Below are 18,839 nucleotides of genomic sequence, written 5' to 3'. Positions count from 1 at the left end.
TATTCGTTTCCTTAAAAATTATATGAAAAGTATATGCAATTTAAACGGGTGGAATGTGTCCCAATTTGAAAAATAACGCGCTAATTTCGCCGTGTTTTACATTAAAATTAACAATTGGATTGCCGTTTTGATCTTTAGGAAGTGAATTAAGAGCAAAGAAAAAACTACTAATATTGGATGATTGCGCTGGGAATATAGTGCGTAATTTCTGGCTTAGGTCGATTGTATTTATAAAAGCAATCTGAAAGTTGCCATTAAGATAGCCATCTTGAGAGAAATTAAACTTGCCCGAAAGGCTAAATGCGCCACCACCTTCAAATTCTAAGCTGGCATTTTCAATGTTACCCTGCATTGAGCGTAAGCGATTACTCCATGGACCAATTGATGGCTGTAGCAATTGCTGTGGTTCATAAAGGTAGATTATCATCTTACCATTAATAGCTGGTAAAACTATGGTGTTGCCACTAATCGACAGCGGCAAGATTAATTGATCATAAGTGAGATCAATATGCATTGCTGCGCTATCTATATTTGATAAGAGGCGGATAAAATCGGCTTTTAAAAGTCCAATCTCTTGGCGATTGTCATCAAAATTATGCATTTCAAGTTGATCAATGCGTAAGTTTAACTCGCTCACATGGCCGTGCTCTAATTCTGAATCGATTTGCAATCTTTGCCAATTTGCGCCAATCGGCTTCAAACCGGGTATTTCAAAATTGGCGGGTGAGGTTGCTTGTAATAAGCGCCAACGTGGCGCAAAAATAGGGGCACTTGCAACAAAGCCATTGGTCGAAATAGCAATGCCTGCTGTTGGCCATTGATAGTTAATACTGTCACATGCGCTGCCAATGCGCAGGGGGAAACCAGTTTTATGTAAATTTTCGCAATAAATAATCATGCCACGATCAGCAGAAGCTGCAAGGCGTTCTTCAATCACTTTTTGCACATGGGCTGATAAAAAATACCAAGCAATGCTATAAAGAACAAATACCGCGAAAACCACGCTTCCAATAATGCGCCAGAAACGCTTTTTGGCTGGGCGGGTGCATGATTTTGGCGGACTATCTGGGAAGTTCATAAAACTTCGTTTCCTTTAAAATTATATAAATAGATGATTTATTAAAAATTTTTATGCAATCATTAATTAAAGTATTTTTATTTGCAAGGGTCTTTTAAACTTTACAATTAAATAAGCTTTAAAAATGGTAATAAGTGTTAAAACGCCAAATTTCAAAATTATAATAATTCTTATTAATATATCGATAATGATATTAAATAACTTATAGTATTAAATAATTATTTTTGCACTTTAAATAATCTTTGTATAATAGATGTACGCAAAATTTAAAAATATCAATAGCAAGAAAATGCCACTTATAATAAAGCTTTAAAAAACAAAAAACCAGGTTAGCGCGATTTGAATTTAAATCACGCTAATCTGGCTATATTGCATTAAAATAAAGAGCGCTAAAACAGGTTAAATGGCGGTCGCTGGCAATACTTGCTTCATTAAGTCATTATTCCATTCGCCTGTCACCTTAACTTGGGCTAAAGCTCCAAGTTCAAACGCCTCTATAAGGTTGTGATTAAGATAGACATAAGTGCCGGGTTGTTTAAACGTATAGAGAGCTGCACCTGCGGCACCACCTGGAATAAACCATGTTTCCATGTTTCGTTCGGGCATATTTGCAAATTTGCCTGTGTTCCAAACAAAGTCACCATGCCCACCAATTAAATGTGGACGTGTGTCTCTATTTGCTTGAGAATGTACAAATAAAACAGTTTCGCCAACCGATGCTGTTAATGCATTTTTCTCGGTTAAAGCACCAACTGAACCATTAAAAACCAAATGAGTAGGAATAAGTCCTCTCATGACCTTTAATGTGTCTTCGTAACTATCCGTAATATTTTCATATTCTTTATAGTTACCATCTTTATCTTTGGGAATATAAAAATCTTGTTCGCCGATATAATAAATTTTATCGTAATGAAGCTTAGTACCTTTGCCGTCACTCAAGCCTTGGCGAGGTAGTACCATAATGGCACCATTCATACCGCTTGTGACGTGCCAAGGAGCCATGCCAGGTGCTGCGCAATGGTAAACAAATGTGCCTGCTCTATCAGCCTTAAAACGAAGAATTGTTTTTTCTCCTGGTGCAATTTGGGTAAGGGACCCGCCGCCCATGGCACCAGTAGAAGCATGAAAATCAATATTATGGGTTAAAAGGTTGGTTGGTGGATTTATAAGGGTAAGTTCAACATAATCGCCCTCATGAACAACAAGTAATGGTCCTGGAACTGAGCCATTAAATGTCATTGCCCAAGTCTTAGTGCCTTGATCATCTAATGTTATAAGTTTTTCTTCACAAGTCATGGTAACTTCAATGATACAAGGACCGCTATCGGTCGCTTGTTCATGAGCATGCACAAATGGAGGTGCAACAAGTTCAATTTTTTTTCGCGGTAAATGTGCAATGTCTTCTTCATTTTTGACATCTGCTTTGTTGGCATTATTTTGTCCAAAGGCGCGATCAATAATAATTGGTGCAACGACCCCAATTGCAGCAGCTCCGGTTAAAAGATTGCGTCGGTTTATATTGTTTAACCTAACCATAGTGATGCATCCTTTAAAGTTATTATAATGTCAATATTATACCAACTGCTAAAAAAAACATTGATTTAAAACAAATAAACACAGTGGTTTAGGCTTTGAGTGTTTTTTAAATATAAATAAATTTTTTAAAATTTAAAAAAATTAATCGAGAAATTTTGTCTTTATTAAAACTGCAACTTATCTAATGTAAGATTTACATGATTAAATACATTAGGTTTCTCAATGTATCTTGGTTTTTTGGTGAAAAAATTAAATTAATTGGCTTTAATTTTACCTATCAATCAAATTAACGCTTAGTGTTTATGGGTAATGTCTCACGAAAATTAAAATTACCCATAATTGCATTTGCTAAAGTTTAAAGCGCACAATAGTTAAATTTTGCGAATAAGCCCTTCTTGCGCAACAGACGCCACCAAAACACCTTGGCGGTCATAAATAAGGCCACGGCTAAACCCACGCGCTCCACTTGAACTTGGGCTATCTTGATAATAAAATAACCAGTCATCAAAAGAAAATGGACGGTGAAACCACATCGCATGGTCAAGGCTAGCGGCTTGAATTGATGGGTCGGTAATTGAAAGACCATGGGCAAAAAGCGCAGTGTCAAGAATGGTTGTATCGGATACATAGGCCAGCATTGCTGCATTTAACTGTGGATTTTGTGGAATTTCATCAAATAGCTTTACCCAAACACCATGACGCGGCGGCAATTTTTCATCGCTAATATAATGTTCAAGTGAAACGGGGCGCAATGCAAATGGCCGATCCCAACGCCAATAGCGTTGCATATCCTCGGGCATTTTTTCCATGAGTTTTTGGTTGGCGCTGGGGTCATCCTTTATATCTTCGGGCATTGGCACATTGTCAGGCATTGCCATATAATGTTCAAGGCCTTGTTCTTCCACCTGAAAGGATGCAGTCATGGTAAAGATTGGTTTACCATTTTGGCTGGCAATAACATGGCGTGTTGAAAAGCTGCGGCCATCACGCAAGCGGGTTACATGATAAATAATCGGGTGTTCTGGGTCGCCAGGTCGCATGAAATAAGCATGCAGAGAGTGAACAAAACGTGTGCTTTCTACCGTGTTTTGTGCAGCAACTAGGGATTGCGAAATCACATGGCCACCAAAAACGCGTTGCCAAAGGGAAGTACCACTTTGACCGCGAAAAAGATCAATATCAATCATTTCCAGATCGAGAATATTTAAAAGTGCATCAACCTGTTTGACCATGATCCTAAACTCCCATTTTTAGTCTTTGAAAATCGGCGAGGTTCATTTCGCATACTTGCCGTGTTTATATAAATTGAACCCTTATAATATTTTTTAAACCGGCATTAAAGTCAGAGTCAATCATTGGATATACACTTCTTCTTGTATTCTTGGTGAAGAACAGTAATATGGTGGGTGCATTTGATTTTATGAAAAATCAAATGAAAGACAAAAAACGATCCGATCAGGAGTAAAACCACGATGACTAAGGCTCAATCCATTGATGGCAAAAATGTCGATCTTGTTATTGCAGGTGGCGCATATGTTGGTCTTTCTCTGGCGGTGGCAGTAAAAAAAGCCGCGCCGCAGCTTAATGTGGTTATTATTGATGCAGGCAAACCCGGTGCATGGAAAAATGATCCTCGCGCTTCAGCTATTGCCGCTGCCGCAGTGCGTATGCTCGACCATTTAAATTGCTGGCAAGAGGTATTGCCACTTTCTCAGCCTATCACTGATATGGTTATAACAGATTCGCGCTTGTCGGATCCGGTGCGTCCCGTTTTTCTAACTTTTGAAGGCGATGTTAATCCTGGTGAACCTTTTGCTTATATGGTGGAAAATCGGCATTTGAATGCGTCGTTACATGCAAAAGCCAGTGAGCTTGGGGTTATTGTTCATGAAGGTGTCAAGGTTGAAAATTTTGAAATCTTTGATAATCATGTGCGTATTTATCTTGATAATGGTGAGGTTTATCAATCAAAACTTTTGGTCGGGGCTGACGGCGTTCGCTCTAAAATGCGTGATAAGGCTGGTATTAAAACGCTTTATTGGCCTTACGGCCAAGTTGGTATTGTGTGTACCGTATCACATGAGCGCCCCCATAATGGCCGTGCTGAGGAGCATTTTTTACCCGCAGGACCTTTTGCTATTTTGCCGCTTAAAGGCAACCGCTCGTCACTAGTTTGGAATGAGTCAGAAGAAAATGCCAAGAAATTATTGGCAAGTGATGACATTGTGTTTGAGGCTGAGCTTGAAATGCGCTTTGGTCACCATTTGGGCGCTATTCGCCTTGAAGGCGAAAAACGCGGCTTTCCTTTTGGTCTAACTCTGGCGCGCGATTTTGTTCGTCCACGCTTTGCATTGGCTGGCGATGCCGCCCATGGTATTCATCCTATTTCAGGCCAGGGGCTAAATTTGGGTTTCCGCGATGTTGCTGCCCTTGCTGAAGTTATTGTTGAAACTACCCGCCTTGGACTTGATATTGGCGCAATGTCAGCATTGGAGCGTTACGAGCGTTGGCGCCGTTATGAAACCGTGCGGATGGGGATTACCACCGATGTTTTAAACCGCATGTTCTCTAATGATTTTACACCATTGCGGGCGCTTCGCGACTTTGGTCTTGGAGTTGTAGATCGTTTGCCGGCACTGAAAAATTATTTCATTAAAGAAGCGTCGGGTCTTAGCAATGATTCACCCCGTTTATTAAAAGGTGAGGCGATTTAAATAATGTTTCAAATTCCTTTTGCGAATAGTGCATGTCAGCTATGCATTATTGTTGGTTGTGAAACTAAATCGTTTGAAATATACATATTGTCACTGGGCTCTACTCCTCCTCCCAAGAGCCCATGCTGAATATGGCATCTTCCTCCTCCCAAGCCATATTCGAGATTGAAAGGCTGCGCATCTCCTCCCGCGCAGCCTTTTTCTTTTTCCCTTTATAAAATGATATATTTACAGGCTTTACATCTGCCTAGGTGATTGATAATCATTTGGCTTGTTTTTGTTGTTTTGAAATATCAATTACTATAAAATTTATAGTGTTTTAGTCTTATATTAATTATTTGTAATAATAGAATAAAAATCGTTAGTAAAAGCCAAAAAATATTTGTAATCTGATTTTTGCCAATATCACCTCATATAAAGTGTCATGATTAAAACTCTAAAGCGCCCAAATATGGATAAGCATTTGTTTCCGCTGCCTCAATTGGCTGCGGGTCAGCGTTTGGCTGTCAGTTTGCATTTGGCTTTAGTTGCTATTTTTATTTTATTTTCTATAAATTTCGTTTTCGCGCAAGATAATCGCCCAAATGATGGTAAAGCCTTAGCCAATAAAGCCTTGGAAGAAATAGAGCAAAATATGACGCTGTCCAAGGAGCGAGCAGCAGACCTCTTAATAGAAGTAGATGGTTTGAAAAAAGACCAACATAGTTTGACGCAAGCTTTGGTCGATAGTGCTAGCCAAGAGCGGCACTTAGCTGAAGCTGTTCAACGTGGTGAATTTCGTCTTGCTGGTTTATTTGATGAAAAACAAGTGGTTGAAAAAAGACTTGCAAAAAGGCGCGCTGAGTTTTCTGAAGTATTGGCTGCTATAGAGCGGCTTGGTCTTAAGCCTCCACCAGCAATTCTTGTCCATCCTGATGATGCATTGCAAGCGGTGCGCAGTGCGGCTCTTCTTGGTGCGGTTGTTCCAGATATGCGCCAACGCATGGAAGCATTAAATGTTACCTTACGCGAGCTTGAGGTTGTTGAAAGCGAAGTAAAACACGAAACACAAGAACTTGAAAATTCAGTTTCTGCCCAAAGGCAGGAAAAGAAGCGTTTACAACTTTTATTGGCTGAAAAAGCTAAGTTGCAACAAAAATCTGAAGAAAATTTGGAAAATGAGCGCTTGCATATGGATGAACTTGCGCAAAAGGCTCAGTCCGTGCAAGATCTTGTTGCCGAATTGGAACGTCAAAGTAAGTTTCAATTTGGAGACACGGTCGGTAATCAGCAAGGCGAGCCGACAATGCTAGCGTTACGTGCTGATTTTAATAAGTTGAAAGGTCGTTTGGCTTTACCTGTATTGGGTAGAAAGGTTTCTGGATTTAGTAAAAATTCGCAAGGCGAAACCTATGAGACTGATGCGGGAGCTATTGTTTTAAGTCCAGCGGAAGGAATTGTGCGTTATGCAGGCAGTTTTCGTTCCTATGGGCAAATGTTAATTATTGATGTTGGGCAAAATTATCATATTATACTTGCCGGACTAGAGCAATTGGATGTAACGCCGGGACAAGTTGTTTTGCAAGGCGAACCAATAGGTTCAATGGACAGACAACTTATTGCGAGCGCAACTGCATTGGATATAGGCAAAAGCGTATCAATGCTTTACATTGAGATTAGAAAAGAAGGAAAGCCCGTTGACCCCGAATCTTGGTGGGTACGAGGTCAAGCCGGAAAGGGACAAGGATGATTCGTAAAATAACTATTGCACTGGCAGGAGCGCTTTTGGGGGCAACTTCCATGATTATGGTGCAGTCTTATGCAGCGCCGAGTGCGGATAAGACAAACACAGATGTTTATCGCCAGCTTGCCGTTTTTGGCGATATTTTCGAAAGGGTGCGCGATCAATATGTAACGCCGCCCGATGATAAAAAATTGGTTGAAAGTGCAATTAATGGCATGCTTTCATCGCTTGACCCCCATTCATCTTATCTTGACCCAGAAGCTGCTAACGATATGCGGGTGTCAACTAAGGGCGAATTTGGTGGTCTTGGTATAGAAGTAACCATGGAAAATGACGCCGTTAAGGTTATTGCACCAATTGATGATACTCCGGCATCACGCGCTGGTGTTCTTGCTGGCGATTTAATTGTTAAAATTAATGGTGAAGAAGTTCGCGGCAAATCTTTAAATGATGCTGTTGATACTATGCGTGGTGAAGTAGGTACCGATATTACTCTTACCCTTGTGCGCCAAGGTGCCGATAAGCCGATTGATATTACTATCAAGCGTGCCATCATTAAGGTTAAGGCAGTACGCTACCGTGTTGAAAATGACGTTGGTTACATCCGCATTATTCAATTTACCGAGCAAACTAGCACCGATCTAAAAAAGGCAATTGACGACATTGAAAGCAAAATTCCAGCAGATAAGCTCAAAGGCTATGTGCTTGATTTGCGCCTCAATCCTGGTGGTCTCTTGGATCAGGCGGTAAGCGTTTCAGATGCGTTCCTTGATAAAGGGGAAATTGTTTCAACCCGTGGCCGCAATGAGCAAAACATCATGCGCTTTGACGCTCGCCCCGGCGATTTAGTCAAGGGCAAGCCGATTATTGTTTTAATCAATGGCGGTTCGGCAAGTGCATCTGAAATTGTAGCTGGCGCTTTACAAGATCATCACCGTGCGACCATTCTTGGTACGCAATCTTTTGGTAAGGGGTCTGTACAAACCATTATACCACTTGGTGAAAATGGTGCGCTGCGTCTAACTACTGCACTTTATTATACACCGGCTGGCCGTTCAATTCAGGGTAAAGGTATCACACCTGACATTTTGGTGGAGCAACCATTGCCAGATGAACTTAAGGGCAAAAATGTAAGCATTGCAGAATCAGAACTTCAAAACCACATTAAAGGCAATAATGAGGACGAAAAGGGTTCAGGATCTGCAGCTTATGTTCCAAAAGAACCTAAAGATGATGTGCAGCTTGGTGAAGCATTAAAATTATTGCGTGGCGAGGATAAAAATCCTGCATTCCCACCAAATCCCGATAAGGACTTACCACAATAAAAACTATTTAAAGTTTTACTCAAAATACCCGCCTTGCTTTTGCAAGGCGGGTAATTTTTAATTTATAAAATAAATTTATAATTTGCGGCTTAAAGTTCAGTAATAAGTGCAGATTTGCAACAATATCCTGTGATCACCAGCTAAATTAAAAATTACTCTCGACTTATTACTTATGGTTAATTATTAGATAATTCTATATGATAAGGTTCCAGAAATCCTTGCGTGTTTTAAACCTTGCCCCCATTCTGTTTGATGAGTTGTTCATGATAAATGCAATCCAACATAAAGACCGCTTTTTAAAATTATTAGGAAAATTGGTTTTTGCGAGTAGTCTTGTGATGATGGTCACCATGCAGAATTTGGGCGCGGCGACGGTAGTGCCTGCCGGCAATCGCAATGAGGTTCAACCTCCAATCCCAGGTGCATCAGCACGCCGGACCCGCGAACTTGCAACGACCTATGATGCAAAATTCAATAAGGTTTTTAGCTTCATTAAAAATGATGCACGTTTGCGTAAGCGCATTGAAGCAACTGCAAAAGCCTATGGTATTTCGCCGGTTCATATTGCTGGTGCGATCATTGGGGAACATACCTATAATGTTGATGTATATGATCGCATTCAAACCTATTATGTCAAAGGCATGTCATGGGCTAAGCAAGGGGTGAGTTTTTCCTATCAGGGGGAGAAAATAGGTGCGTTTATAGCAAGACCACAATTTGAAACATGTAAACAATTTACTGATAGCTATCGCCTATGGTCTTGCCGTGAAAAAGTTTGGAACGAAAAGTTTAGCGGCAAAACTGTTGATGGCAAGTCTTTTCCAAAAAATCGTTTTAGTGCGGTGTTTTTTCAACCCTTCTATGCCGGGCAGACTTTTGGGCTAGGGCAGGTGAATCCGCTTACCGCTTTGAAAGTTTCAGATCGCGTTCATCAAATATCAGGTCTTCCAAAGCTTGAAGCAGACAATGGTGATGGAGTGTATCGGGCTATTATGGACCCCGATTTGACCTTGCCTTATATTGCAGCAACAATTCGTCAGTCGATAGACTCTTATCGCCAAATTGCTGATATGGATATTTCTAAAAATCCCGGCCTCACATCAACTCTTTATAATACGGGCGGGGCGGATGAGCGTGCGCGTGCTTTAGCAAGTTTGAATAAGCAGCTCAAATCAGAGAATAAGCCAATTAAATATCCTGAAGAAAATTATTATGGTTGGTTTGTAAATACTAAGGCAAAAGAACTCGAATCTTTATTTTAATCTTTGTTCATTTGAAGTTCTTCGGCCAAGGCCTGTCGTATTAAGTGGCGTTGCTTATCTAACCAATCAAACCCACCTGCTTGTCCTTTCGGCAATGGGAAATAAGAAACAATAGTTTTCAACGCTTCTGGATAGTTTAAATTGCCAACAAAATAATCGGTATAGGAAAAGCGCTTATCATCCAATGGTTTATAAGTGTCAATCCAAGTTAAAAAAATATAGCTCCATAGCTTTTGCTGATGGAGGGTATTATACTCATCATAATAAGATAATATTACATGCGAAACAATATGGTTATCATCTTCAAGGATAAGGGCGTAAAGTTCAGCAGATGAATTTTCAGTGAGACTTTCAGTTACATATTTTTTTGCTTGGTCCACCGTTAAAAAATGGTTTTTTATTCCAAAGGCTAAATCGGCCAATGATAAATTTGGCAAAATATTAAAAAGTTCATGATGAAGTATTTGTTGATACATTTTAATTGACCAATAATAACATTTACTATGGTTTTTCACTAAAAGGTAGTTTTAACTCGATTGCTAGCTTTTTTAATATTATTTGCCGCTGCTCATCCCGGTAATTAGCGACGGCACTTAGTTCATCAAAAAATTGATAATATTCCTCAAGCGGTAATAAAAATTCTGGCCTTTCTAATGCAATAAAAATATCGTCTAGCAATTTAAACCTGCTTGGATGATAATCTGCATAAAACTTAAGCCAGCTTAGGAAAATATAGCCCCAGAGCTTCTTTTGATAATCTTCGTTTACATGATTTAAATGGCTATTGATTTTGTTGATAAATGTAAAGCTATCAGCTTCAATAGCAAGGTCAAAAAGCTGCTCCTCAGACTGACTATCAAGGCGTGAAACAATAAACTTTTGTGCTTCATCGCTATTGAGTCATTGGCTTGATATCCCAAAAGCTAAATCTGGTAATGTTGCGAAAGGATAAATTTTTATCAGCTCATCAGCTTTAATTTGCCAATCCATTATGATTTCGCTGCTTTCTTATCATAAGGCTTTAATAAGTGTTTTATCTTCTTATAGTGGTTGCTTTCTTTATTATAAAAGCTATCCATTAAGGCTTCAGGCATAATAATATCACGATCCTTGCAAAAATGGTCAATTGCCGTTCTCATAGCATTAAAAAATGGATCTTGGCTACTTAAAGCACCATGGGTAAAATTAATCACTGAATTAGCCTTTAGGGCAGATTCAAATTGATGGAGATAATAGTTAAAAATGGCATCCCATGTGATAATGTTGTTTTTATCATTGCTTAAATGACGTAAATTAAAAGCCGCCACGCAGAACATTGAGTAATATTGGTGTTCAATAATAAAATCAATATAGTCACGATTTATGCTGGTAAGATAAAATAAACCAGTCGAAAAACATTCAGATGTTGTGACATGTTGAAATTTATTAAAGTATTGTAAAAATATTTCAGATTCATGTTGATCACTTAGCACTAACCCTTCGAAAAACTTTACGCTTTCATTATCTAATTGATAAATACTATTTTTCTGTTTGATAAAATGTTGTAGTTGGCTTTTGGTCATTTGGCCGGCTCGAATTAAATGTTTTTGGGTCTTGTTTAGTGAAATGGATTTAATCTTAGCCATTTTAACACGATTTTTGCTTTATCGCCAAAGCAGTTGATCAATCTCCATTTATGTCCATTTAAGGTGTAAGTGAAATATTTTCATTTGGGCTTTGAATTTGGTGGGGTAATTTTGGCTAATTTCAAAAATTCTTGGATGGGATAGGTCTGAAGCCTATCTTGCAAATTCATCTTTAGTATGATCAATGCGAAAATATCTATAACCAAAGACGATCATGCCATTGTATTTATGCAACCTCGCAAAAGCATTGCTAAGGCAATAACCGCGTTACTTCCGTCAAAATGCCTGGCAACATGTCTATTGAGGCGTTTGGTACACTGTCAATGCAAACTTGTTTATGGCGTTCTAAGACATCAAGATAAGTGTTTTAACTTAAGTGTCACGACCAAATTTGCTTTTTATAGAATAATACAAATTGAACTTCATCAACTTTATCAATACCAAGCTCAGCGGCTTTGCAAGCTAAATAGATGCGTCCCCAAAATAATTAATGATTTTGATTGAGAACATTAATTATAACCCAAGGCTTTGATTATTGAATTTAAAAATTCATGAGGAGTAATCGTTTATTTGTGATTAAGAGCCAAAGCCTTAGGTTGAAATAGGGTGATCTTGAAGTTAAGGCTTATTGATTTTAATGCCTTTAACAGTTAAATTTATAAAAACCCATAAATGTGGTCAGTTTATTTATTGCAGTCGTTTTGAGTAAATGAAAACTCAACGGTTTTACCTTTATAGGTGTAAGTCGCTAACAAATTTTCAACTTTTTGGTTTCTTTTAAGAATAGTACAAAATGTACCAACCAATTCAGTTTCAAAAATTTCTTCTTTCGGTCTTGCAAATGATTTATCAAAATCAAATTCTTGATCATTATCAATAATAGTATAGAAATAATGGTAAGTAGAATGGGTAATTTTGATCTTTTCTAAAATTGTATTTTCATTTAAATTTTTGGGGAGATTTCTGTTGGCAAGATATTCAATTTGTTTTATCTGATACCATGGATAAATAAAGATTGATGTAGAAGCAAATGCTAAGCCAACAGATGCAATTGCTATAGTAATATAAATCAACTTTTTCTGAGCTTTATAGAATTTTGCAATACCATAAAATATAAAATAGATTAATACAGATGTAATAACTATAATTTCAAATGGTGACAGATTGTATATTTTATCCATTTTTATACCTATAAATTTTTGGCCTATTGAACAATTTTATCAATAGGGAAACACATAATTATATTAAATAAATATATTTTAAAAAAAGAAAAGTCGAAATATATATTATACTCTATTTTCGCTAAATTTTTTACTGCAAGCTTGTCGTTTAATAAATTTTCTACAGTTATTAGAACACAAAAGAATGATTGAAGTTTAGGTCGCTTAGAAAAAAGGGAGAAATATAGTATTCTATATTTCTCCCTTTTTATAAGGTTTAAAGCATTTCAAATTGCGAACAGCAATGAGTGGTTGAAAATAAACAGCCAACTAAGCTTCTGTTTGCTCAGCCTCAGCTTTAGTGGTACGGCGTTTACGAGGCGGTTTTTCAACCGCAGCTTCGTCGTTTTTTTCGCTCGCAGCTGCAACAACCTTAGGCGCACGGGTTCTTGTTGCCCGTGGTTTGCTAACTGGTTTGTCATTGGTTTCAACCGCAGCAATCACTGGCTCAACCGCTTTAACCAAAGGTTCATTTTGCGTTACAACAGTTACGACTTCTTGTGCATCATCGGTGCGTTGGTCATTTTGTGCAGTGGTGACACGTTCAAAGTTACGCTCATTATTGCGAGGAGTACGGGGTTGACGTGGGTTTCGACGTAAGCCATTGGTTTTGCGTCCATTATAAGAACGTTCATGTGATCTACTATTGTGTTCAGTATTTTCTTGATCAAATGAAGCTTCCAGTTGGTCACTGTTCAAAACGGGCTGCGGACCTGTTCCAACAGGCTCACTTTCATTGGTCTCACTTGTATCAGTGGTCACCAATTCAAAATTATCATCATTTTGCTCATCGCGATTATTACTTTGTTGTATGTGCCCTTGGGCTGACAAAATAATGCGCATATAATGCTCTGCATGCTGCAAATAATTTTCTGCCATAACTCTATCGCCAGATGATTGAGCATCTCGTGACAAAGTCAAATATTTATCAGCGATATGTTGGGCGTTTCCGCGAATTTTAACATCTGGCCCACTACTCTCATAGTTTCTGGTTAAAGGGTTTGGGCCTCTGCGATTATTGTTATTATTGCTGTTATTGTTATTATTGCTGCGTCCACGCATACGCCTATTTTGTTGTGGCCTCATAATTTACTCTTTTTTGGTTATAGAGATCTTGTCTGTTATAGAGATCTTGTGCCAGTGCTAAAATTCACTGAAAAAACCACTCTTATATTGACACGCACAATGTCAATAATGGCGGTAAAATTTGCCTCTTAAGCGAATATTATGCTGAAGAACCAAATGATGATAGCGGATCTTGTGCTCAAAACACAAATCACTTCCCATTTCTATCATATAGTTTTGGATAATTAACCATCATTGGCGCAATTGCCAAGCACTTTTTCAAAGTTAAAAACCATTTTGTTTTTAATATTCGATATTCTCCACAAAATTTTGAATAAATCAAGCTAATTTTTAAAATTTATCTAAAAAGTCTCTTATTGGGTGAAATATAGAAAATAAAACATTTCTATTTTTCTTATAAAGATTATTTTAAAAAAGGTAAATGTAAGTTGTGTATTTTTTGAGTTAAGTTGCATAAATGCAACAAGTGATATTTTCGAATCAGCAAATAAATTTTTCAATTTGGTCAAGCCTCATCACGGTCTAAAACGACCAATTTCGGGCTTTTGAAAAAATAAAATCGCGAAATGCATTAAGCTTTGCTGAGCTACGTAGCGCTTCAGGATAGCAGAAAAAAGTATCAAAAGATGGAATATCAGTTAAATCTGGAAAAAGTCGTACGAGTTGATCATCCGCATTAACGATATAATCAGGCAACACGGCAATGCCGATATGACGCATGACAGCGCGTTTGACTGAAATAATATTATTAATTTGTAATGTAGGCGTGCGTGGTGTTTCACCGTTGCGACCGGCTATTTCTAGCCAGTTTAACCCTGAAAGATATGATGGCACGGGTTCACCAAATGATATTATTCTATGACTATCAAGATCATTAAGCTCGTTTGGTTTGCCGTTTTCCGCGATATAAGTTGCAGATGCGTAGACATGCATGTGTACTGTGAATAGCCGCTTTTGGATCAAGTCAGGTTGTTGTGGCTGACGCAACCGCACAGCGCAGTCGGCGTGGCGCATGGTAAGGTCTAATTCTTCGTCATCGAGCAATAATTGCAACTGAATATCTGGGTAAAGGCTTAAAAATTCAGGGATGCGCTCTACAAGCCAACCAGAACCCATGCCAAAAGTTGTAGTAACGCGTAAATGGCCGCTAGGCCGCTCCTTACTTTCAATAAGTTTGGAACGCACATTTTCAAGTTTCATCAAAACATCATGCGCGGTTCGATAGAGTGTTTCACCTTGTTCGGTTAAGATGAGGCCACGAGCATGGCGCTGAAAAAGGGGAACACCAACATCTTGTTCTAATGCACTCACTTGGCGCGAAATTGCAGACTGTGAAAGGCGCAATGTTTGTGCTGCATGCGTAAAAGAGCCCGCCTCTGCAGCAGCATGAAAAATACGCAATTTATCCCAATCTAATGGTGCTGCCACAATAGTTTCCTATCCCCGGTTTAAAAATTCTTATCAATTGTTAAAATTAATAAGAATTTTTTTATTAATTTTACGCGCTTTGTGTCTAGTCTAATTTTGTTCTTTTATGCCAAAGCAATGGGGCGCGTTTATGATTTAAAAGTGTTAACCCCAAATTAAAGCAATTAAGTGAATGGTTCATGAACAAAATCGCTTTAATTTTTAAGCTAACAATTCTTTAAATCATGTATTTTGATCTAGAAAGCGTTCTGCCTCAAGGGCAGCCATGCAGCCCCGTCCAGCGGCGGTTACGGCTTGGCGATAGACATCATCAGCTACATCACCTGCAGCAAAAACACCTGGCACATTGGTGGCGGTAGAATCGGGCTTTGTCCATAGATATCCACCATCTTTTTGCTGTAACTGTCCTTCAAATAATGCAACCGCCGGCGCATGACCAATAGCGACAAATACCCCATCGGTACTAAGAGATTGCTCCTTGCCTGTTGCAACGTTACGTATGCGAACACCATTTACAGTTGCGCCGAGCGGTCCTTGAGATTGAGTTCCAACAATCTCTTCAACTGTATGATTCCAGATGACTTCAACATTTTCGCGGGCAATAAGGCGGTCTTGCATGATTTTTTCAGCACGAAAACTATCACGGCGATGAATAATAGTTACTTTTTTGGCAATATGGGAAAGATAGAGCGCTTCTTCAACTGCTGTATTTCCACCCCCAATAACCACAACATCCTTGCCGCGATAAAAGAAACCATCACATGTGGCGCAGGCAGATACACCGCCGCCCATGAATTTCTGTTCACTAGGCAGGCCTAACCAACGTGCTTGCGCACCAGTTGCAATGATAACAGCGTCAGAAAAAATTACGTTACCAGAATCGGTTGTTGCTTTGAAAGGACGAGATGAAAGATCAATATTACTCACCAGATCAAATATAATTTCAGCACCAACATGTGTCGCTTGTTTAGCCATTTGTTCCATCAGCCATGGCCCTTGGATAGGGTCGGCAAAGCCAGGGTAATTTTCAACATCGCTGGTAATGGTAAGTTGACCGCCTTGTTGAAGGCCAGTAATCATTATAGGTTTTAGCATTGCGCGTGCTGCATAAATTGCTGCAGTATAGCCTGCAGGGCCTGATCCAATGATTAATACAGGCGTATGGCGCTCGGACATAGCTTCCCTTTCTTGATGTTTACTTATGATGCAGGCGTAGATTGCCTATTTGAATGTTAAACTAGGATCATGTGATTTAATTTGCAAGCGTTGCAAGTGTATTTGCAATGCTTAAACACAGTTAAGCCTATCTCAGCCGCTTGTTACGGTGAAGCCAATATGGTGAATTAAAAATACATATGAAATGCATATTAATGAATAAGCTAGATTTTTAAACTCTAGAGCTTGCTATTTCACTTTTCAGTTTGTTTGGGTGCGGTGGACGTCGTATTATTCAATCCCAAAACATCAGCATTCACTAAAGCATTTTCTCCTGCAATAATTCGTCCACCAAGCAGATTTTTAGCAGATGGTGCTTTTTTAATAATGCATAGAGAATTTATAAATTCAATTGAGTGAATATGAGAAAGACACTCATCGGTGAGTGTTAGTTCCAAATTTTTTAAAAAAGGTTCAAGATATTCAGCTCTAGATATTGGTAATCCCCAATGTTCAAAATTTACAATATCAACTAAAAGTTTAAAAAATTGAATTGCTGATTGAGACGCAAATAAGCCACCTTGGTAGTCTTTCCAATAACTGCAATGTAGATCTTCAATAATAAAAAGGCCACTATCTTTTAGATCGGGGAAATAATTACAAAATGTAGCAATTATGTCAGAGGATTTGTGTGAGCCATCATCAATGATAATATCAAATTCTGGGCAAGTTGATGAAATACGTTCTTTTGTCGTGGGTTGATTTATATCCCCAATCAGCACATTGATCCTGGCATCATCAAATTTCAAATTTGCACATTGACGGTCAATATCGCAGCCAATAATAATATGGGCATTTTTAAAATATTTGGCCCATATTTCTAGAGAGCCACCATTTTGAACCCCCACTTCAAGCATATTGATATTTTTATCTTGATAGGAACTGAGTTGGTTGTGATAAGTGTCTATATATATAGACCATTTGTCAGATGTTTTTTCATCATGATCCGCATATAATTTGGATAATATATTATCAGTTTCCATTTCGGCTCTCTGTATAGCTTTAATATATTAATAGTCTAATTTATTGGAAATAGTGTTCATATCCATTATGATTTTTAATAAAAAAACATTTTCCAGTTGATAAACTTCTATTTTTATTAATGTAGAAATTTTAAATTGAATAAAACCAATTTAAAATTACGTTGGTGGAAATGATTATCAGATATTTTTAAGCAATCCTAGCTGATAATTGTAATAATTTTTATATTTTTGCATCGATGAAATTAGAATTATTATAACGATATAATATTGGTTGCTAATTTAGTGTTTTTATACAAAGCATATCTTCAAGCATTGGTTTTTGATTTTTTATGTTTCTTAAAAGTGTTGGTGGGTTAAATTAATAAGTGCGTGATCAAAATTTAAAGAGTCATATTGTAATTGATCAAATCCGGTTCTATTGTTGCACCATATTTATTTGCTTAAAATGAAGCAAATGGTCGGTATTTTGTTTAACATTAGCAATTGAGGGTGTCAGAATGGCTGCAAGAAAATTATTTCTCTTACCAGGTGACGGTATTGGTATTGAAACTATGGCCGAGGTGCGTAAAATTATCACCTATATGACCAACGAGCTTGATTTGGATTTCGTTTGTGAAGAGGGGCTTGTTGGTGGTTCAGCCTATGATGCTCATGGTGTTGCAATATCTGATGATGATATGGTGCGCGCATTAAATGCTGATGCAGTTTTATTTGGTGCAGTTGGTGGTCCAAAATGGGATAATGTTCCTTACGACAAGCGTCCTGAGGCTGGTCTCTTGCGTCTTCGTAAAGATCTTGGTCTTTTTGCTAATTTGCGTCCTGCTATTTGTTATCCAGCCCTTGCTAATGCATCTTCATTAAAACCTGAATTGGTGGAAGGCCTTGATATTTTAATCGTGCGCGAATTAACTGGCGGCGTTTATTTTGGTGAGCCAAAGGAAATTATTGACCTTGGTAATGGTGAACAACGTGCGATTGATACGCAAGTTTATGATACTTATGAAATTGAGCGCATTGCAGCCGTTGCATTTGACCTTGCCCGCACACGCGGCAACCGCGTCACTTCAATGGAAAAACGCAATGTCATGAAGTCAGGCGTTTTATGGCATCAAGTGGTCAATGCAACTCATAAAGATCGTTTTAGCGATGTGGTGCTTGATCATATGTTGGCTGATGCTGGTGGCATGCAGCTTGTTCGCGCACCTAAGCAATTTGATGTGATTGTAACCGATAATCTTTTTGGAGATCTTTTATCTGATGTTGCAGCTATGCTCACCGGGTCTCTTGGTATGTTGCCGTCAGCTTCGCTTGGTGCGCCGGATGAAAATACTGGCGCGCGTAAAGCGATGTATGAGCCTGTGCATGGTTCAGCCCCTGATATTGCTGGCAAAGGCATTGCCAATCCAATTGCGATGATTGCGTCTCTTGCTATGTGTCTTCGTTATTCTTTCTCGCTTAATGCAGAAGCTGCTAAGCTTGAAAAAGCCATTTCACGCACATTGGATGATGGTCTTCGCACCAGCGATATTTATTCTGATGGTATGCGTAAAGTTTCCACCAGTGAAATGGGTGATGCAATCCTTGCTCATTTTAAGACAATTATTGCATAATCTTGATTTCAAAAGCCTTCGGAGAATTTTTCCG

Annotated in this window: 16 protein-coding genes; 5 read left to right on the top strand and 11 right to left on the bottom strand. The window is 38.5% G+C overall.

Annotated elements, in window-relative coordinates; translation table 11 throughout:
* Positions 1-40: 40 nt before the first annotated feature.
* The 3 genes from N6B01_RS11435 to tesB form a co-directional block, all read right to left on the bottom strand.
* Positions 41-1,078: a DUF2125 domain-containing protein gene (locus N6B01_RS11435; RefSeq protein ID WP_262078847.1), complete on the bottom strand. Its 1,038-nt coding sequence runs from the start codon at positions 1,076-1,078 to the stop codon at positions 41-43.
* A gap of 399 nt (positions 1,079-1,477) precedes the next feature.
* Positions 1,478-2,614, bottom strand: coding sequence for a copper-containing nitrite reductase (gene nirK / locus N6B01_RS11430; protein WP_262078846.1), 1,137 nt, complete (start codon positions 2,612-2,614; stop codon positions 1,478-1,480).
* Positions 2,615-2,985: 371 nt separating this feature from the next.
* Positions 2,986-3,846: an acyl-CoA thioesterase II gene (gene tesB / locus N6B01_RS11425; RefSeq protein ID WP_262078845.1), complete on the bottom strand. Its 861-nt coding sequence runs from the start codon at positions 3,844-3,846 to the stop codon at positions 2,986-2,988.
* Positions 3,847-4,086: 240 nt separating this feature from the next.
* Here tesB and N6B01_RS11420 point away from each other — a divergent pair, with 240 nt between their 5' ends.
* From N6B01_RS11420 to N6B01_RS11405, 4 genes are all read left to right on the top strand, one after another.
* Positions 4,087-5,328 carry a ubiquinone biosynthesis hydroxylase gene (locus tag N6B01_RS11420; protein ID WP_262078844.1) on the top strand — a complete coding sequence of 414 codons (1,242 nt, stop codon included), beginning with the start codon at positions 4,087-4,089 and terminating at the stop codon, positions 5,326-5,328.
* Positions 5,329-5,779: 451 nt separating this feature from the next.
* Positions 5,780-7,057 (top strand): murein hydrolase activator EnvC family protein, encoded by a 1,278-nt coding sequence (locus tag N6B01_RS11415; RefSeq protein WP_262078843.1) that lies wholly within the window; start codon positions 5,780-5,782, stop codon positions 7,055-7,057.
* On the top strand, positions 7,054-8,376 hold the full coding sequence (locus tag N6B01_RS11410) for a S41 family peptidase (protein WP_182417888.1): 1,323 nt from the start codon (positions 7,054-7,056) through the stop codon (positions 8,374-8,376). Before N6B01_RS11415 ends, N6B01_RS11410 begins: the two co-directional genes overlap by 4 nt.
* 338 nt (positions 8,377-8,714) lie before the next feature.
* The gene (locus N6B01_RS11405) at positions 8,715-9,638 is read left to right on the top strand and encodes a DUF1402 family protein (protein ID WP_262080661.1); all 924 of its coding nucleotides are present in this window, start codon (positions 8,715-8,717) and stop codon (positions 9,636-9,638) included.
* Here the strand turns inward: N6B01_RS11405 and N6B01_RS11400 are convergent.
* The 8 genes from N6B01_RS11400 to N6B01_RS11365 all read right to left on the bottom strand — a co-directional run bounded on the left by N6B01_RS11400 (position 9,635) and on the right by N6B01_RS11365 (position 17,195).
* Complete coding sequence (locus tag N6B01_RS11400) at positions 9,635-10,114, bottom strand: DUF2247 family protein (protein ID WP_262078842.1); 480 nt, start codon at positions 10,112-10,114, stop codon at positions 9,635-9,637. The two genes, N6B01_RS11405 and N6B01_RS11400, sit on opposite strands and share 4 nt — an antisense overlap.
* Positions 10,115-10,139: 25 nt before the next feature.
* Positions 10,140-10,316 (bottom strand): hypothetical protein, encoded by a 177-nt coding sequence (locus N6B01_RS11395; RefSeq protein WP_262078841.1) that lies wholly within the window; start codon positions 10,314-10,316, stop codon positions 10,140-10,142.
* A gap of 311 nt (positions 10,317-10,627) precedes the next feature.
* Complete coding sequence (locus N6B01_RS11390; RefSeq protein WP_262078839.1) at positions 10,628-11,263, bottom strand: hypothetical protein; 636 nt, start codon at positions 11,261-11,263, stop codon at positions 10,628-10,630.
* Between the two features lie 683 nt (positions 11,264-11,946).
* On the bottom strand, positions 11,947-12,444 hold the full coding sequence (locus N6B01_RS11385) for a hypothetical protein (RefSeq protein WP_262078837.1): 498 nt from the start codon (positions 12,442-12,444) through the stop codon (positions 11,947-11,949).
* Between the two features lie 309 nt (positions 12,445-12,753).
* Positions 12,754-13,569, bottom strand: a complete 816-nt coding sequence (locus N6B01_RS11380) for a DUF4167 domain-containing protein (RefSeq protein WP_262078835.1) — start codon at positions 13,567-13,569, stop codon at positions 12,754-12,756.
* Positions 13,570-14,091: 522 nt separating this feature from the next.
* Positions 14,092-14,997, bottom strand: coding sequence for a LysR family transcriptional regulator (locus N6B01_RS11375; RefSeq protein WP_262078833.1), 906 nt, complete (start codon positions 14,995-14,997; stop codon positions 14,092-14,094).
* Between the two features lie 222 nt (positions 14,998-15,219).
* Entirely contained in the window at positions 15,220-16,173 is a 954-nt protein-coding gene (gene trxB, locus N6B01_RS11370) for a thioredoxin-disulfide reductase (protein WP_262078832.1), read from the bottom strand.
* 233 nt (positions 16,174-16,406) lie between these two features.
* The gene (locus N6B01_RS11365; protein WP_262078831.1) at positions 16,407-17,195 is read right to left on the bottom strand and encodes a class I SAM-dependent methyltransferase; all 789 of its coding nucleotides are present in this window, start codon (positions 17,193-17,195) and stop codon (positions 16,407-16,409) included.
* A gap of 497 nt (positions 17,196-17,692) precedes the next feature.
* On the opposite strand from N6B01_RS11365, the gene leuB reads away from it, so the two are divergent.
* Positions 17,693-18,805, top strand: a complete 1,113-nt coding sequence (gene leuB, locus N6B01_RS11360; protein WP_262078830.1) for a 3-isopropylmalate dehydrogenase — start codon at positions 17,693-17,695, stop codon at positions 18,803-18,805.
* The last annotated feature ends 34 nt before the right edge of the window (positions 18,806-18,839 follow it).

Source organism: Bartonella sp. HY406, assembly GCF_025449315.1.
Taxonomy (GTDB): Bacteria; Pseudomonadota; Alphaproteobacteria; order Rhizobiales; family Rhizobiaceae; genus HY038.
This window is presented reverse-complemented; position numbering and strand designations above follow the sequence as displayed.

Coding starts and splice junctions, on each gene's coding strand:
- N6B01_RS11435 (WP_262078847.1), bottom strand. CDS start 1,078: ATGAACTTCCCAGATAGTCCGCCAAAATCATGCACCCGCCCAGCCAAA.
- nirK (WP_262078846.1), bottom strand. CDS start 2,614: ATGGTTAGGTTAAACAATATAAACCGACGCAATCTTTTAACCGGAGCT.
- tesB (WP_262078845.1), bottom strand. CDS start 3,846: ATGGTCAAACAGGTTGATGCACTTTTAAATATTCTCGATCTGGAAATG.
- N6B01_RS11420 (WP_262078844.1), top strand. CDS start 4,087: ATGACTAAGGCTCAATCCATTGATGGCAAAAATGTCGATCTTGTTATT.
- N6B01_RS11415 (WP_262078843.1), top strand. CDS start 5,780: ATGGATAAGCATTTGTTTCCGCTGCCTCAATTGGCTGCGGGTCAGCGT.
- N6B01_RS11410 (WP_182417888.1), top strand. CDS start 7,054: ATGATTCGTAAAATAACTATTGCACTGGCAGGAGCGCTTTTGGGGGCA.
- N6B01_RS11405 (WP_262080661.1), top strand. CDS start 8,715: ATGATGGTCACCATGCAGAATTTGGGCGCGGCGACGGTAGTGCCTGCC.
- N6B01_RS11400 (WP_262078842.1), bottom strand. CDS start 10,114: ATGTATCAACAAATACTTCATCATGAACTTTTTAATATTTTGCCAAAT.
- N6B01_RS11390 (WP_262078839.1), bottom strand. CDS start 11,263: ATGGCTAAGATTAAATCCATTTCACTAAACAAGACCCAAAAACATTTA.
- N6B01_RS11385 (WP_262078837.1), bottom strand. CDS start 12,444: ATGGATAAAATATACAATCTGTCACCATTTGAAATTATAGTTATTACA.
- N6B01_RS11380 (WP_262078835.1), bottom strand. CDS start 13,569: ATGAGGCCACAACAAAATAGGCGTATGCGTGGACGCAGCAATAATAAC.
- trxB (WP_262078832.1), bottom strand. CDS start 16,173: ATGTCCGAGCGCCATACGCCTGTATTAATCATTGGATCAGGCCCTGCA.
- N6B01_RS11365 (WP_262078831.1), bottom strand. CDS start 17,195: ATGGAAACTGATAATATATTATCCAAATTATATGCGGATCATGATGAA.
- leuB (WP_262078830.1), top strand. CDS start 17,693: ATGGCTGCAAGAAAATTATTTCTCTTACCAGGTGACGGTATTGGTATT.